The 14,371-nt window shown below is 70.5% G+C and carries 14 protein-coding genes; 2 read left to right on the forward strand and 12 right to left on the reverse strand.

The features are described 5' to 3' along the window. Positions 1-136: 136 nt before the first annotated feature. The 5 genes from lpxK to P7A99_RS06120 form a co-directional block, all read right to left on the reverse strand. Complete coding sequence (gene lpxK, locus P7A99_RS06100) at positions 137-1,141, reverse strand: tetraacyldisaccharide 4'-kinase (protein ID WP_277793037.1); 1,005 nt, start codon at positions 1,139-1,141, stop codon at positions 137-139. Next, the gene (locus P7A99_RS06105) at positions 1,138-2,418 is read right to left on the reverse strand and encodes a 3-deoxy-D-manno-octulosonic acid transferase (RefSeq protein WP_277793038.1); all 1,281 of its coding nucleotides are present in this window, start codon (positions 2,416-2,418) and stop codon (positions 1,138-1,140) included. Before P7A99_RS06105 ends, lpxK begins: the two co-directional genes overlap by 4 nt. After that, positions 2,415-3,455 (reverse strand): cation diffusion facilitator family transporter, encoded by a 1,041-nt coding sequence (locus P7A99_RS06110; RefSeq protein WP_277793039.1) that lies wholly within the window; start codon positions 3,453-3,455, stop codon positions 2,415-2,417. Before P7A99_RS06110 ends, P7A99_RS06105 begins: the two co-directional genes overlap by 4 nt. 191 nt (positions 3,456-3,646) lie before the next feature. Beyond that, on the reverse strand, positions 3,647-4,351 hold the full coding sequence (locus tag P7A99_RS06115; protein WP_277793040.1) for a lysophospholipid acyltransferase family protein: 705 nt from the start codon (positions 4,349-4,351) through the stop codon (positions 3,647-3,649). Next, complete coding sequence (locus tag P7A99_RS06120) at positions 4,348-6,141, reverse strand: ABC transporter ATP-binding protein (RefSeq protein WP_277793041.1); 1,794 nt, start codon at positions 6,139-6,141, stop codon at positions 4,348-4,350. The genes P7A99_RS06115 and P7A99_RS06120 overlap by 4 nt, the downstream gene beginning before the upstream one ends. A 130-nt stretch (positions 6,142-6,271) precedes the next feature. Here P7A99_RS06120 and P7A99_RS06125 point away from each other — a divergent pair, with 130 nt between their 5' ends. After that, complete coding sequence (locus P7A99_RS06125) at positions 6,272-6,937, forward strand: tyrosine-protein phosphatase (protein WP_277793042.1); 666 nt, start codon at positions 6,272-6,274, stop codon at positions 6,935-6,937. Positions 6,938-7,102: 165 nt separating this feature from the next. Here P7A99_RS06125 and P7A99_RS06130 read toward each other — a convergent pair whose 3' ends face one another. The 5 genes from P7A99_RS06130 to P7A99_RS06150 form a co-directional block, all read right to left on the reverse strand. Further along, complete coding sequence (locus tag P7A99_RS06130) at positions 7,103-7,327, reverse strand: DUF4170 domain-containing protein (RefSeq protein ID WP_101716954.1); 225 nt, start codon at positions 7,325-7,327, stop codon at positions 7,103-7,105. 29 nt (positions 7,328-7,356) lie between these two features. Beyond that, positions 7,357-8,136, reverse strand: a complete 780-nt coding sequence (locus P7A99_RS06135) for a 3'(2'),5'-bisphosphate nucleotidase CysQ (protein ID WP_277793043.1) — start codon at positions 8,134-8,136, stop codon at positions 7,357-7,359. Further along, positions 8,136-9,467 (reverse strand): TldD/PmbA family protein, encoded by a 1,332-nt coding sequence (locus P7A99_RS06140; protein WP_277793044.1) that lies wholly within the window; start codon positions 9,465-9,467, stop codon positions 8,136-8,138. The genes P7A99_RS06135 and P7A99_RS06140 overlap by 1 nt, the downstream gene beginning before the upstream one ends. 53 nt (positions 9,468-9,520) lie before the next feature. Further along, the gene (locus P7A99_RS06145) at positions 9,521-9,922 is read right to left on the reverse strand and encodes an MAPEG family protein (protein WP_101711010.1); all 402 of its coding nucleotides are present in this window, start codon (positions 9,920-9,922) and stop codon (positions 9,521-9,523) included. 195 nt (positions 9,923-10,117) lie between these two features. Further along, entirely contained in the window at positions 10,118-10,834 is a 717-nt protein-coding gene (locus P7A99_RS06150; RefSeq protein ID WP_277793045.1) for an SDR family oxidoreductase, read from the reverse strand. 75 nt (positions 10,835-10,909) lie between these two features. Between P7A99_RS06150 and P7A99_RS06155 the strand changes: the two genes are divergently transcribed. After that, a complete protein-coding gene (locus tag P7A99_RS06155) occupies positions 10,910-11,836 on the forward strand; it encodes a LysR family transcriptional regulator (RefSeq protein ID WP_277793046.1) in 927 nt (308 codons plus the stop codon). A 44-nt stretch (positions 11,837-11,880) separates the two neighbouring features. Here the strand turns inward: P7A99_RS06155 and P7A99_RS06160 are convergent, their stop codons facing one another. Both P7A99_RS06160 and P7A99_RS06165 read right to left on the reverse strand, forming a co-directional pair. Further along, positions 11,881-13,704: a M14 family metallopeptidase gene (locus tag P7A99_RS06160; protein WP_277793047.1), complete on the reverse strand. Its 1,824-nt coding sequence runs from the start codon at positions 13,702-13,704 to the stop codon at positions 11,881-11,883. A 40-nt stretch (positions 13,705-13,744) separates the two neighbouring features. Continuing rightward, the gene (locus P7A99_RS06165) at positions 13,745-14,356 is read right to left on the reverse strand and encodes a hypothetical protein (protein WP_277793048.1); all 612 of its coding nucleotides are present in this window, start codon (positions 14,354-14,356) and stop codon (positions 13,745-13,747) included. Positions 14,357-14,371 lie beyond the last annotated feature (15 nt).

Here is a 14,371-nt window from a genome sequence, read left to right on the forward strand (position 1 = left end):
ATCCCTCTCCCCTTGCGGGAGAGGGTGGCCTCCCGGAGGGAGGTCGGGTGAGGGGTCTCTCAGAAGGTTGCGGACGGGCCTTTCGACCCCTCATCCGTCAGCTTCTCTGACACCTTCTCCCGCAAGGGGAGAAGGATCAGGAAATCCCCGCCAGCACCCGCGCCAGCGCTGCCTCATCCTCGAACCGCGCCCGCACGGGCCAGGCCGCCACCCGCTCGCGCCAGGCTGGGGGCAGGCGGATCCAGTCCTTTTCGGTGGTGATCAGGCTGGCGCCGAGGTCGCGGGCGCGTTCGGCGAGGCTCCGCAGGGTGTCCTCGCTATAGGCGCCGTGGTCGGGGAAGGGGGCGAAGTCGACGAGGTCGCAGCCGGCGGCCTGCAGGGCGCGCTCGACCTTCCAGGGCTTGCCGACCCCGGCGAAGCCGACCTGCGGCCCGCCCGGCGGCGGGGCGGCCGGTTCCAGCCGGGCGATCAGCAGCGGCTTGGAGGCCAGCAGGGCCAGGAGCTGCGGATCGGCTTCCGGCAGGTCGGCCGGCAGCAGCACGATCACCGCGTCGGCGCGGGCCAGGCCCACGGCCAGCGGCTCGCGCATGGGTCCAGCGGGGAACACCCGCCCGTCGCCGAACGGCCATTCGTCGTCGCGGGTCTCGCCGTCGACCACCACCAGAGACAGGGTCTTGGCCAGGTCAGGGTTCTGGTGGCCGTCGTCCATGACGATGACCTGGGCGCCGGCCGCGGCGGCGGCGGTTGCGCCGGCCACGCGGTCGCGCGACACCCAGATCGGGAAATCCTGGGCCAGCATCAGCGGCTCGTCGCCGACCTCGCCGGCCTTGTGGCGGGAGGGATCGACGCGCAGCGGGCCCTTCAGCGAACCGCCATAGCCGCGCGACAGGCCATGGGCCGCCACGCCGCCGTTGTTCAGCACCAGCAGCAGCTCGCGCACGATCGGGGTCTTGCCGACGCCGCCGGCGGTGAGGTTGCCCACGCAGATCACCGGCGCGCCCGGATCGGCCGGGGTCGCCCTGGCGATGCGGCGGGCGGTGGCGGCCGCCCAGATCCACGACAGCGGGGTCAGCAGGGCGCGGGTCAGCGGGGCTGGGCCGCCTTCGCGGCGATACCACCAGCGGGGGGTCGAGAGCTTCATGCGGAAACCCCTTGCTCAAGGTTGGGCGGCACGAGGTCGAGAATGCGGGAAAGGCCGGCGCGAGCAGCGGCGTCGCGGGCCTCGACGAAGGCCTTGGCCCGGGCGGCCTGGGCCTTCAGACGCTCGGGAGTCTCGAAGAGGTCCGACAGCCGGCGCCCCAGCACCGCGCCGTCGGCATAGGTCACGCCCTCGGCGGCGGCGAGGTCGCCATAGGCCGTCAGCCAGTTCTCGACATGGGGGCCCGAGACGATCGGGCAGTCCAGCCGGGCCGGCTCCAGCGGGTTGTGGCCGCCGATCCCGAGAACCAGGCTGCCGCAGACCAAAGCCAGGTCGGCCAGGCGGTACCACAGGCCCATCTCGCCCAGGGTGTCGGCGACGATCACCTCGGCCACCGTGTTCGGGGCCTGGCTGCGGCGCACGGCCTGTAGACCGCGTTCGCGCGCCATCTCCAGGATCGCCTCGCCGCGCGCCGGGTGGCGCGGAACGATCACCAGGCGCGGGGCCAGGTGGAAACCGGCCACGGCGTCGAGCACCAGCTCGTCCTCGCCCGGGTGGGTGCTGGCGGCCAGCAGCAGCGGCCGGTCGGTCAGTTGGAAGCGTAGGCGGGCATACTCGGCCTCGTCCACCGGCAGGGACGGCGAGCCGAACTTGAGATCCGCTTCCCCCGCGACGGTCCCGCCGAGGCTGGCGAAGCGGTCGGCGGCGCGGCCGTCCTGGGCCAGGATCAGATCAAAGCCCGCGAACAGCCAGGCGGCCGCCAGCGGCCGGGCCTGCCAGCTGCGATAGCTCTTGTCCGACAGCTTGGCCGAGACCAGGGCCAGTTTCGTCCCCCGCGCCTTGGCCCCGAGCAGCAGGTTGGGCCACAGCTCGCTCTCGACGAAGACGGCCAGGTCCGGCCGCCAGTGGTCGAGGAAGCGGGCCGCGCCGCCGGGCGTGTCGACCGGCAGGTACTGGTGGATCGCGCCCGGCGGCAGGCGCTTGGCCAGGAGCTCGGCGGAGGTGACGGTGCCCGAGGTGACCAGCACGCTCGCGTCCGGCCGCTCGGCGCGCAGGCGCTCGACCAGCGGCAGGATCGACAGGCTCTCGCCGACGCTGGCCCCGTGCAGCCAGACCAGCACGCCGGGCGGGCGCGGGATGGCGGGGCGGCCGAGGCGTTCGTTCAGGCGGGCCGGATCCTCCTTGCCCTTGCCGGCCCGATTGCGCAGCAGGGCCGGCGCGATCGGCGTCAGGGCCGTGGTCGCGGCGCGATAGACGGCCAGGGAGAAGGGCAGGCTCACACGCTGCCTTCGGCGGCCAGGGCGCAGGGGTGGGCGTGGCCGCCGCGCTCGATCTGGATGGTCGAGTGGCCGATGTTGAAGCGCTTGGACAGCTGCCCGCAGACATCGTGCAGGAACTGGTCGTGGTCGCTCCCGTCGGGGCGCACCAGATGGGCGGTCATCGCCGTCTCGGTGGTGCTCATGGCCCAGATGTGCAGGTCGTGCACCTCGGCCACGCCCGGCTGGGCGGCCAGCCAGTCGGCGACGGCCCTGGGATCGATGCCGCGCGGGGCGGCGTCCAAGGCCAGGTCCAGCGAGTCGCGCAGCAGGCCCCAGGTGCCCAGCACGATGACCACGACGATGGCCAGGCTGACCACGGGGTCCAGCCACAGCCAGCCGGTGGCCCACATGGCCAGGGCCGCGATCACCACCCCGGCCGAAACGGCGGCGTCGGCGGCCATGTGCAGGAAGGCGCCCCGGACGTTGAGGTCGTCCTTGCTGCCCTTCATGAACATCAGGGCCGTGGCGGTGTTGATGGCGATGCCGATGGCCGCGACGATCATCACCGGGCCGGTCTGCACGGGCTGCGGATCGGCGAAGCGGCGCACGGCCTCCCAGGCGATGGCGCCGACGGCCACCAGCAGCAGGGCGGCGTTGGTCAGCGAGGCCAGGATCGTGCCCTTGCGCAGGCCGTAGGTGCGGCGGCCCGTGGGCGCGCGCTTGGCCAGCACCGCAGCCCCCCAGGCCAGCAGCAGGCCCAGCACGTCCGACAGATTGTGGCCGGCGTCGGCCAGCAGGGCCAGCGAGCCTGTGAAGAAGCCGGCGGCGGCCTCGGCCGCCACGAAGGCCAGGTTCAGCGCCGTGCCGATGGCGAAGGCGCGGCCGAAGTCGGCGGGGGCGTGGCTGTGGCCGTGGTGTCCGTGGCCATGTCCGTGATGGTGGTGACCGTGGCCATGCGAGTGGCCGTGGGCGTGCCCATCGGCGTGATCGTGGTCATGACCATGGTCGTGGTCATGATGATCGTGGTCGTGATCGTGGCCCGGATGGTCGTGCGGCATGGGGTCTACATCCCACCAAGGCGGGCGGGGATCAACATTCCAAGTCCCTCTCCCCTTGCGGGAGAGGGTGGCCTCCCGGAGGGAGGTCGGGTGAGGGGTCTCTCAGAAGTCGGCGGAAAGGTCTTTCGACCCCTCATCCGACGGCCTTCGGCCGCCACCTTCTCCCGCAAGGGGAGAAGGGGTCCCGATACTCAGTCCTCCAACCCCACGATCTCCTCGGCCCGCCGGGTCACGGCCGAGAGGCGGTCGGCCCAGTCCTCGGCCAGGGTGTCGGGGTCGTCGCCGCGGCCGGCGGCCGTGGGGCCGTCCCAGACCATGGCGGCCTTGGCGAAGGGCAGGGGGATCAGTGTGCGGTCCCACGAGCCCAGGCGGATGCAGGGCTTGGCGGCCAGGCCGACGAAGATCACCGGCGCGCCGGTGACGCGGGCCAGGGACGGGGTGCCTTTCTCCATGTGCTCGGCCGGACCGCGCGGGCCGTCGGGGGTGATGGCGATGCCGCCGCCGTCCTTCACCCACTTGACCATGTCGCGGAAGGCCTGCTCGCCGTGCTTGTTCTTGGCCAGGTCCGTCTTCTTGGCCGACGAGCCGCGGATCGACGGGAAGCCGAGCTTTTCCACCGTGCGGGCGATGAACTCGCCGTCGTTGGACAGCGAGATCAGGGCGCGCATGTCCTGGCGGGCCGGGCTCTGCGGCCAGGACAGCGGCGACATCGGGATACGCGAGTGCCAGAAGCACAGGATCGCGCCCGTGCCCTTGGTGCGGCCCTGGGCCCACACGGCCTCGGCCTTGTCCTGCCCCTCGACGGTCATGCGCAGCGTCGAGAAGACGAGCTTGGAGTAGCCGGCGAAGATCGAGGACAGGATCTTGATGACCAGGGGGGAACGCAGAGGCCTCAAGAGGCGGTCTCCTCGGAATCCGGAGTGGGGGCGTGGTCGAGGTCCTGGGCCTTGGCCAGGCGGGCGTAGAGGCCCTTGCCGCGCAAGAGGCCCGCATGGGTCCCGGTCTCGACGACGCGGCCCTTGTCGATGACGTAGATGCGGTCGGCGTGCTTCACGGTCGACAGGCGGTGGGCGATCAGGATGGTGGCGCGGCCGGCCATCAGCCGCTCCAGCGCCGCCTGGACCAGGGCCTCGCTCTCGGTGTCGAGGGCGCTGGTGGCCTCGTCGAGCAGCAGGATCGGGGCGTTCTTCAGGAAGGCGCGGGCGATGGCGATGCGCTGGCGCTGGCCGCCCGAAAGCCGCGTCCCGGCCTCGCCGACGCGGGTGGCGTAGCCTTCGGGCAGGGCGGAAACGAAGTCGTGGGCGGCGGCCTGACGGGCGGCGGCCTCGATCTCGTCGTCGGTCGCGTCCGGCTTGGCGTAGGCGATGTTGGCGCGGATGGTGTCGTCGAACAGGAACGGCTCCTGGGTCACCAGGGCGATGCGGTCGCGCAGGGAGGCGAGGGTCACCGAGCGCACGTCGTGGCCGTCGATGCTCACCGAGCCGCCGGTGACGTCGTAGAAGCGCGGGATCAGGTTGAGGATCGAGCTCTTGCCGCCGCCGGACGGGCCGACCAGGGCCACGGTCTCGCCCCGGCGCACCCGCAGCGACACGTCCGACAGGGCCGGCGCGCCTTCCCCGTAGGCGAAGTCGACATGGTCGAGGCTGACCGAGCCGTCGCCGGGCGGCAGCGGCGCGGCGCCGGCGGGCTCGACGATCGTCGGCGCGACGTCGAGGGCGGCGAACAGGCGGCGGGCGGCGGTGAAGCCCTCGGCCATCACCGTCTGCAGGTTGGTCACCTGGCGCAGGGATTGGCCCGCGGCCATCAGCGCGGCCAGGAAGGCGGTGAAGTCACCGGCGGTGATGCCGCCCGTCATGGCGCGCCAGCCGGTGTAGAGCAGCACCAGGGCGACGATGATCGTCGTGAAGGCCTCGGTGGCCGGGGCGGCCATCGACTTGGCGTTGCTGCCCTTAACCAAGTGCTTCTGGCGGCGGGCGATGACCTCGCCGACCCGGGCTTCCTCGTCGGCCTCGCGGTTCTCGATCTTGACGATCTTGATGCCGTCCAGGCTTTCCATGATCGCCGTCGACAGGTTCGAGGTCTCGCCCATGGCGCCCTTGGCGGCCTTGGTGGTCTTCTTGGAAAAACGGCGGGTGATCATGCTGACCACCGGGGCGATCAGCAGCACCGCGCCGGTCAGGACCGGGTCGTACCAGAACATCGTGCCGATGGCGCCGATGACCACCAGGCTCTCGCGCACGTAGTTGACCACGCCGGTGGTCGAGGCCTCGCGGATCAGGCCGGCGTCATAGAGCACTGAGGCGACGTAGGAGCCCGAGTGGGCGCCGCGCAGCCGCGCCAGGTCGGCGCGGACCAGCCGGCTGAACAGCCCGACCTGGACGTCGCCGACGATGCCGTTGCCGATGCCGTTGATGATCCGGGCCTGCAGTACCTGGAAGACCGCGCGGAAGACGGCGATACAGGCGATCGCCAGCGGGATGGTCCAGATGGCCTGCCGCGTCGGATGGGTGATCAGCTTGTCCACCGCCGGGCCGACCAGCCACAGCAGAAGCGCCGTCAGGCCGGCGACGATGGCGGCGCAGACGACCGAGACGACGAACCCCTTCCAGCGCGGCCGCAGGTAGTCGCGCCAGACCCGCGCGGCCAGGGCGCGGTTGGAAAGCTCGGTCGCGGGGGTGTCGGTCATGGGCGAGGGGTCGGATTTCACAGGGAGACTGTCAAGGACGCGGGCGCATCAGTGCACGGCCAAACGACGCGGGGGTTTTGCAATAATCCCCCGTGGGCCCTATCTAGGCGCGTTTTCAGAGGATCGCCACTTGGCCGGTTTCGACCTTTCCACGCGCTGGGGGCGCTTCAAGACCTATCTCCACTTCCTGTGGAACGACCACGCCTATCTGCGCGTGGGCTTCACCAACGCCCACTGGATCAGCCCGGAACTGGTGCGCACCAACCAGCCCTGGCCGTTCCAGCTGGCCTGGTGGAAGAAGCAGGGCGTCAAGACGGTGGTGAACCTGCGCGGCGGCTTCGACGGCAGCTTCTACGCGCTGGAGAAGGACGCCTGCGAGCGCCTGGGCATCAAGATGGTCGATTTCGTGATCACCTCGCGCGAGGTGCCGATCCGGCAGCGCGTGCACGGCGCCAAGGAACTGTTCGAGACGATCGAGTATCCGGCCCTGATCCACTGCAAGTCGGGGGCCGACCGGGCGGGCATCATGAGCGTGCTCTACGCCCACTATCGCCTGGGCCTGCCGATCGAGGAGGCCAAGAAGCAGCTGTCGGGCCGCTATCTCCACATCAAGGAGGGCAACACCGGGGTGCTCGACTACACCTTCGACCAGTACCTGGAGAAAGGCGCGCCCAAGGGCCTGACCTTCACCCAGTGGGTCGACAGCGACGACTACGATCCGGTGGAAATGAAGAAGACCTTCCGCGCCGGCATGCTGGGCAAGGTGCTGACCGACAAGCTGCTGCGGCGGGAGTGATATCGTCCCTCTCCCCTTGCGGGAGAGGGTGGCCTCCCGGAGGGAGGTCGGGTGAGGGGTCTCTCAGAACTCCGGGAGAAGAGCCCTGCGGACAGGCCTTTCGACCCCTCATCCGTCATCCTGCGGATGACACCTTCTCCCGCAAGGGGAGAAGGATCCGCTCAATTAAGCCGCGCTCGGATCCAGCAGCTTGTGGGCGTGGATGATGAAGTAGCGGGCGTGGGCGTTGTCGACGGTGGCCTGGGCCTTGGCCTTCCAGGCGGCGTGGGCGTCGTTGTAGGTCGGGTAGGCGCCGACGAACTCGACCTTCGAGAGGTCGCGGAATTCGGTGCCGGCGACATCCTTCAGTTCGCCACCGATCACGATATGAAGAAGCTGCTTGTCGGACATGGGGGAGCAAGATCCTGCGGAGTTTTTGATTATGGCAGGTCGATATGCCCGACGCGTGACAGGATCAACGGGTGAAGCGCCCTATTCGCGCAAACCAGGCTCGGAACCGTCGGATTCGGTCGATTATAGGCGAATTTTCGCCCGAGGTGATCGGTGAGCAACGCTCCGGCCTCGCCGCAGATCAGGTCGGCGGCGGCCAGGTCCCACTCGCTCTTGGGGGTCAGGGCGATGGCCGCGTCGAAGGCGCCGGCCGCCACCAGGCAGATGCGGTAGGCGATCGAATTGCGGGCCTCGACCCGCATGGCCGGCCAGGGCGTGGGCCAGGCCGGGTGGGCGAACATCTTGGCGTCGCCCAGCATGGCCGCGCCGTCGAGCACGGTCGAAAGGCTGGGGACGAGGGGCGCGCCGTTAAGGGTGGCGCCGCCGCCCGCGACGGCCGCATAGGTCTCGTCCAGGGCGGGCGCATGGACGACCCCGGCGATGGGCCGGCCGTCCTCGACAACGGCCACCGAGACGGCGAACCAGGGCTTGTCCTTCATGAAGGCGACGGTGCCGTCGATCGGGTCGACCACGAACTGGCGGCCGGTGGCCAGGCGGGCCGGGTCGTCGACCGTCTCCTCCGACAGCCAGCCGTAGTCGGGCCGGGCCGCGCCCAGGCGTTCCTTCAAGAGGGCGTCGACCGCCAGGTCGGCGTCGGTGACCGGCGAGCCGCCGTCCTTCGACCAGATCTTCACGCCCTTGGCCCGGGCCGCCAGGGCCAGGGCCCCGGCCTCGCGGGCCGCGTCGAGAATCAGGTCGAGGTCGCTCATCATTTGCCTGCGATCGCCAGGGCGTCGACCAGCAGCGACGGGCTGTTGCTGGCGCCGCGCAGCTCCAGGTCCGAACCCACGACCAGCCGGCCATAGATGTCGATCAGGTTGCCGGCCACGGTGATCTCGGTGACCGGATAGGCGATCTGGCCGTTCTCGAACCAGAAGCCCGAGCAGCCCACCGACCAGTCGCCGGTGTTGCCGTTCAGCGAGGGGCCGAACATCGAGGTGACCAGCAGGCCGTCCTTGGCCTGGCCCATCAGGCCGGCCAGATCCAGCTGCCCCGGCTCCAGGGTCAGGTTGTGGGTCGAGACGCCCGGCGCCCCGGCCGAGCCGCGCGAGGCATGGCCCGTGGTCTCCAGGCCCAGCTGGCGGGCGCTGGCGCTGTTGAGCAGCCAGGTGGTCAGCACGCCGTCGTCGATCAGGGCGCGGCGCACGGTGGTCACGCCCTCGTCGTCGAAGGGGGCCGAGCCCAGGCCCCGCACGCGGTGCGGGTCGTCGGTCAGCTGCACGCCGGCGGCGAAGATCTTCTGGTTCAGCTTGTCCTTCAGGAACGAGGTGCCGCGGGCGATGGCCGGACCCGAGATCGCGCCGACCAGCGGGCTGATCAGCGACATGGCCAGGCGGTTCTCGAAGATCACCGGGGCGGTGGTCGAGCCGATCTTGCGCGCGCCCAGGCGCGAGACGGCCTGCTGGCCGGCCTTGGCGCCGATGGCCTCGGGCGAGGGCAGGTCTTCGGCGTGGCGCACCGAACGGCCCTCGCCGCCGCGTTCCATGCCCGCGCCCTCGCCGGCGATGGCCGAGGCGGAGATGCCAAAGCCCGTGGCCGCGTGCTGGCCGTAGAAGCCGTCGCTGGTCACCAGGCGCCAGACGGTCGAGCTCCAGCTCGACGAGCCGCCGTCGGAATTGGTCACGCCCTCGATGGCGCGGGCGGCGGCCTCGGCGGCGCGGGCCTGATCTTCCAGGGTCTCGGCCGAGGGCTCGTAGGCGTCGATCAGATCAAGGTCGGGGAACGGGCCCTTGGCCAGGCGGTCCTTCGGCGCGAAGCCGGCATAGGGATCCTCGGGGGCCAGGCGGGCCATGGCGACGGCGCGCTCGACCAGCTTGGCGCGGGCCTCGGGGCTGACGTCGGAACCGGAGACGGTCGCGCTGCGGCGGCCGACGAAGACGCGCAGGCCCAGGTCCTTGGCCTCCTCGCGCTCGACTTCCTCCAGCTCGCCCAGGCGCACGCCCACCGAAAGGGACTGGCGCTCGGCGAACACGGCCTCGGCGGCGTCGGCCCCGGCCTTGCGCGCGGCGGCGACGACGTCATGCAACAGGTTTTCGTCCATGGCGTCTTATGGCGAGGCGGGAAGGGCGGAGCAAGGCGCCGCCCTCCGGATTGTCAGGGAATGGCGTAGAACAGCAGGATGACACCGCCGAAGACGTAGGCCAGCCAGGTGCAGATCATGCCGATGGCGCGGGGCACCGAGGCGCCGCCGCTGCGCGACAGGCCCACGGCGTGGATCAGGCGGCCGGCGAAGAGAACCAGGCCCACGCCGTGGATGGCGATGGCCGGCGCGCCGACCACGGCCAGCACCGCAAGGACGCCCAGGCCCGTGGGCACGTACTCGCTGGCGTTGCCGAAAGCCCGCACGGCCTGGGCCAGCTCGGGCACGCCGCCGTCGCCCAGGGCCACCTTGTGCTTCTGGCGGCCGCGCACGACCAGCAGCGACAGCACCAGCAGCAGGAAGACATGCAGGCCGGCCCACAGGGCGGCGGCATGACCGGAAGCGGAAACGTCCATCGACGGACCCTTCGTACAGAAAGCGGGGCCGCATAAGGCCCTGGCTTACCCGCCGATGGCAACTGGTGACGTGACGGAAGCTTGAGCTTGAGGGCGGCGGGGCGGATATGAAATCCCTCTCTCTAAGAGAGAGGGATTCCGGACCGCGCCAATCCGCCACAAGGGCGGGAATGACAGGAGGGCTTAGCCGAATCCTCAGCGCAGGCTGTAGCCGCCGTCCGCGAACAGCGTCGTTCCCGTGGTGAAGCCGTTGGTCAGCAGGAACAGCACCGCCTGGGCGATCTCGGCCTCGGTTCCGGGGCGGCCGGCCAGCGAGCCGGCGGCCTGGCCGGCGAAGGCGGCGTCGCGGACCTCGGCGGGGCGGCGGGCCCAGAGGTCGCCGTCGATCGTGCCTGGCGCGACGACATTGACCCGCACGGGCGCGAGATCCACCGCCAGGCCGCGCCCCAAGGCCTCGATCGCGCCGTTGGCGGCGGCGTATAGCGCCGCGCCCTTCGGCGGCCGGGCGCTGGCGGCGCCGGACATCAGCACCACCGAGCCGTCGGGCGCCAGTTTCGGCGCCGCGGCCCGCACGCAGCGGACCTGACCCCAGAACTTGCCGTCGAACGGCGAGGCCAGCGCCGCCTCGTCGGGATGGTCGAAGGGGGCGATCGTGTAGGTCGCGGCCGGGGTGAACAGGTGGTCGATGCGATCGAGGCGGTCGAAAAAGGCCGCCACCGAGCCGGTGTCGAACAGATCGACCGCCGCCGCCCGGGCCTTGGCGCCCAATCGCTCGCGGGCGGCCTCCAGCCGAGCGAGCGAGCGGCCGCCGATCACCACCTGTCCGCCGCCTTCGACGAAGGCCTTCGCCGTGGCCAGCCCGATCCCCGAGCCGCCGCCGATCACCACCAGGGTCTTGTCATCGTATCGCATGGCCCAAGGCTTAGGCGGCGATGCGCGGCGACGGAAACGACTTGAATTCGGTTCATTGCGGACGTCAGTTCGGGAATGACCTCGATCCCCTCCCTCGACGGATATAGCGGCCTGCGCGCCTTCGTGGCCGTGGCCGAGCATGGCGGCTTCGCGGCCGCGGCGCCGGTTCTGGGCCTGTCGCCGTCGGCCGTGGGCAAGGCCGTGCAGCGGCTGGAGGCCCGGCTGGGTGTGCGCCTTCTGGCCCGCACCACCCGCAGCGTGGCCCTGACGCAGGACGGCCGCCTCTATCACGCCCGTTGCGTGGCGGCCCTGGCGGCGCTCGCCCAGGCCGAGGCCGAGCTGAAGCAGGGCCGGGGCGAGCCGTCGGGCCTGCTGCGCGTGGCCCTGCCGCCGCTGCTGGGCCGGGCCTTCGTCATGCCGGTGTTGCTGGACCTGCTGTCCCGCTGGCCGGCCTTGCGGCTGGAGGCGAGCTTCGACGCCCGCCCGGTCGACCTGACCGGCGAGGGCGTCGACCTGGCTGTGCGGATCGGCGCGCTGGACGACCGCGCCGGCCTCGTGGCCCGGTCGCTGGGCGTGCAGCGGCGGGTGGTCTGCGCGACCCCGGCCTATCTCGACGCGCGCGGACGGCCACAGACCATCGAGGATCTCGCCGCCCACGATTGCCTGGTCGAGGCCCGCGACGGCCGCCCCACGCCCTGGCCTTATGTCGACGCGGACGGCGTGGCGCGCAGCCTGTCGGTCGACGGCCGGGTGCGGCTGGGCGATGCTCAGATGCTGGCCCAGGCGGCGCTGGCCGGCGCGGGGATCGCCATGGTCCCCCGCTGGCTGGTCGCCGCAGACCTTGCGGCCGGGCGCCTGAAGACGGTGCTCGACGGGGTGTTCGACAGCCCCCTGCCGGTCAACCTCGTCTGGCCCCGCACGCCATACCCGAGCGCCAAGCTGCGGGCGGCGGTAGATGCGCTGGTCGAGCGATATGGGGCGGTGAGGCCCTGGGAGGGGTGATTTTGTCCGGGGAACCCTCTCTCAAAGAGAGAGGGTTTCTCTTCCTACTTCTCCCGGGCGATCGGGTAGAGCAGGTGGCGCTGATCGTAGAAGGGCGTGCGCTTGTAGAACCAGGCCAGGCGCGCGTCGGGATCGGCGGCGAACTTGGGCTCGGCCTTGAGCTTGGCTTCGAACTCGGCTTTCAGCGCCGGATCGGCGGCCATCATCTTCTCGGCCAGCGGGGCGATGGCGTAGGGCTCGATATACTCCACCCGGCTCAGCACCTCGGGGACCATGCCCCAGGCGAAGACGCTCTCGCTGGACTGCGGCTCGAGCAGCAGCACCACGAGGTCGCCCAGCGGCTGGTCGGTCGAGACCCGCACCGAGCCCTTGGGGAAGGTCCAGTCGCGCTGTTGCGTCGTCACCTGCTCGACGCTCATCTGCACGTGGCCCTCGTTGGCGCGCGGGGCGAGCTTGGGCTCGACGAGGCGCAGCATCTCGACGGGCACGGTCTTGGGCGCGTCCAGCGTCTCGACCTTCACCCCGTGCAGCTTCAGGCGCTCGATGATGTCGGCGCGATAGCTGGGCACCCAGTAGGCCTTGGGGCGGGCCAGCTGCAGCGTGGGGTGGGAGCTGTAGAACGGCAGCTGCCACAGCTCCGGATCGGCCTGCCCCAGCCAGCGGATCTCGGTCGCTCCCGAGGCGACGCTGTCATAGGTCTCGTAGCGGATGCCCTTGAAGGCGCGGGTGAGGCTCGGCTTGTCGTCGGCGACGAAATTGGCTGGGATGGTCGCCGGGCGCAGGGCGCTGTCGGCGGCGATCGCGGCGCGCAAGGACTCGCCCTTCTGCGCCAGCAGCTTCAGCGCCGTCTCGATGAAGACATAGGTCCCGAGCACCCGCTGGGCGTGGGGTTTCAGGCTGTGGTTCTCGATCAGGATGGTCGGCACGTGGGCGGCGCTGCCCCAGCCGTTGGAGAACCGCTCGCCAAGACCCCCGTCCGACAGGCCGGCCTTGGGGTTGCGCTCGTCGATGCCGAACACCAGCTCGCCCGGGATGTGGCCCTCGGCCTCCAGGCTCTGGTTCATCGCCGGCTTGAAGGCGTCGTCCAGCCACTTGGCGGTGGCCGGCGAGCGCGACCAGACGCCGTCCTCGCCGTTGTAGCCGTAGGTGACGTCGTACTGGTAATCCATGCCGTCGGTGACGTGGACGTCGACGTAAAGGTCGGCCTTGTACTTGGCCTGAAGCCGCTTCAGCGCCTGCATCTCGGGCTGGTCGAGCTTCATGAAGTCGCGGTTGAGGTTCTGGTTGGTGGCGGTGTTGCGCCAGCCCTGGATGCGCGGCCCGCGCTGGTTGGGGCGCGAATAGGGGCCCGAGCGCTCGTGGCCGTCGACCGACAGGATCGGGATCAGCACCAGATTGACCTTGTCGAGCAGGCCGTCCTTGCCGTGAAAGGCCATGTCGCGCAGCAGCATCATGCCCGCGTCCTTGCCGTCGATCTCGCCGGGGTGGATGCCGCACTGCACGAGCAGCAGGGGCTTTTTCGGGTCGAGCTTGTCGCCGTCCTTGCTGGCGATCACCGCGAAGATCGGCCGGCCCTCGGGCGAGACGCCGAAGTCCTCGACGCGCACCAGCTTGGTGGCCTTGTCCAGCTTGTCGAACCAGGCCCGGGTGTCGACGTAGTTGGGCGAGAAGTCGTGGCCCGGATCGGCCTCGAAGGCGGTGACCCACGGATCGGAGGCGTCGCGGATCAGCGCCTGGCTAGCGCCCTGCCATTGCGGGGCCGGAGGCAGGAAGGCTTCGTCCCAGGGGGCTTTGGCGGCGGGGGTCTGGGCCATGGCGGGCGTTCCCAATGCAAGCAGGGCGAGGGTGAGGAGAGCGGTCGAGCGCATGACGCCTGTCGTCGCGCCTCGCTGGCGGGATGGCAAGGGGTCAGCCTCCCATCAGCAGCCAGCCGCCCTTGGCGATCAGGGACTTGGCCGAGATGAAGATCTGCCAGGTCTGGTAGGTCAGCAGCACGCCCAGCGCGGCGGTGACGATCCAGCGCCGGCGGGCCAGGGCCGCGACCAGGGTCAGGATCATGAACATCGGGGTGCCTAGCCACAAACCGAGCGAGAGCCGCAGCTTGGCGATCTCGCCGTTCAGAAAGAGCAGACCTATGAACAGGAACAGGATCAGCAGGTTGGCGCCCATGACGCTCAGCAGCACCAGGCGCTTGCGGGCCCAGAAGTGGTCGTCCAGATCCTCGCCCGGCTTCAGTTCGCGCGGAAACACCTGGGTGGCGGCGACATAGAAGGTGCTGGCCACCACCAGGCCGACGATCAGCAGGGCGTAGTTGTAGGGCGCGGGGCGGAAGATCACCCAGGCCTGGTTCCAGAAGCTGGCGATGTCGATGGCCACGAACAGAGCCAGCAGCGGGGTCAGATAGCCGAACCGCACCGTGCGCCGCTCGTGCAGCAGCCGCGCGAACCCGCCCACCAGCTCGGCCACCGAGAAGCCGAGCAGCAGGCCGTAGAAGCTGAAGAAGAACTCGAACGGGTCCACGAAATCCCCCGATTT

The sequence above is a fragment of the Caulobacter endophyticus genome (genome assembly GCF_029543245.1).
In the GTDB taxonomy this organism is placed as follows: Bacteria; Pseudomonadota; Alphaproteobacteria; order Caulobacterales; family Caulobacteraceae; genus Caulobacter; species Caulobacter endophyticus_A.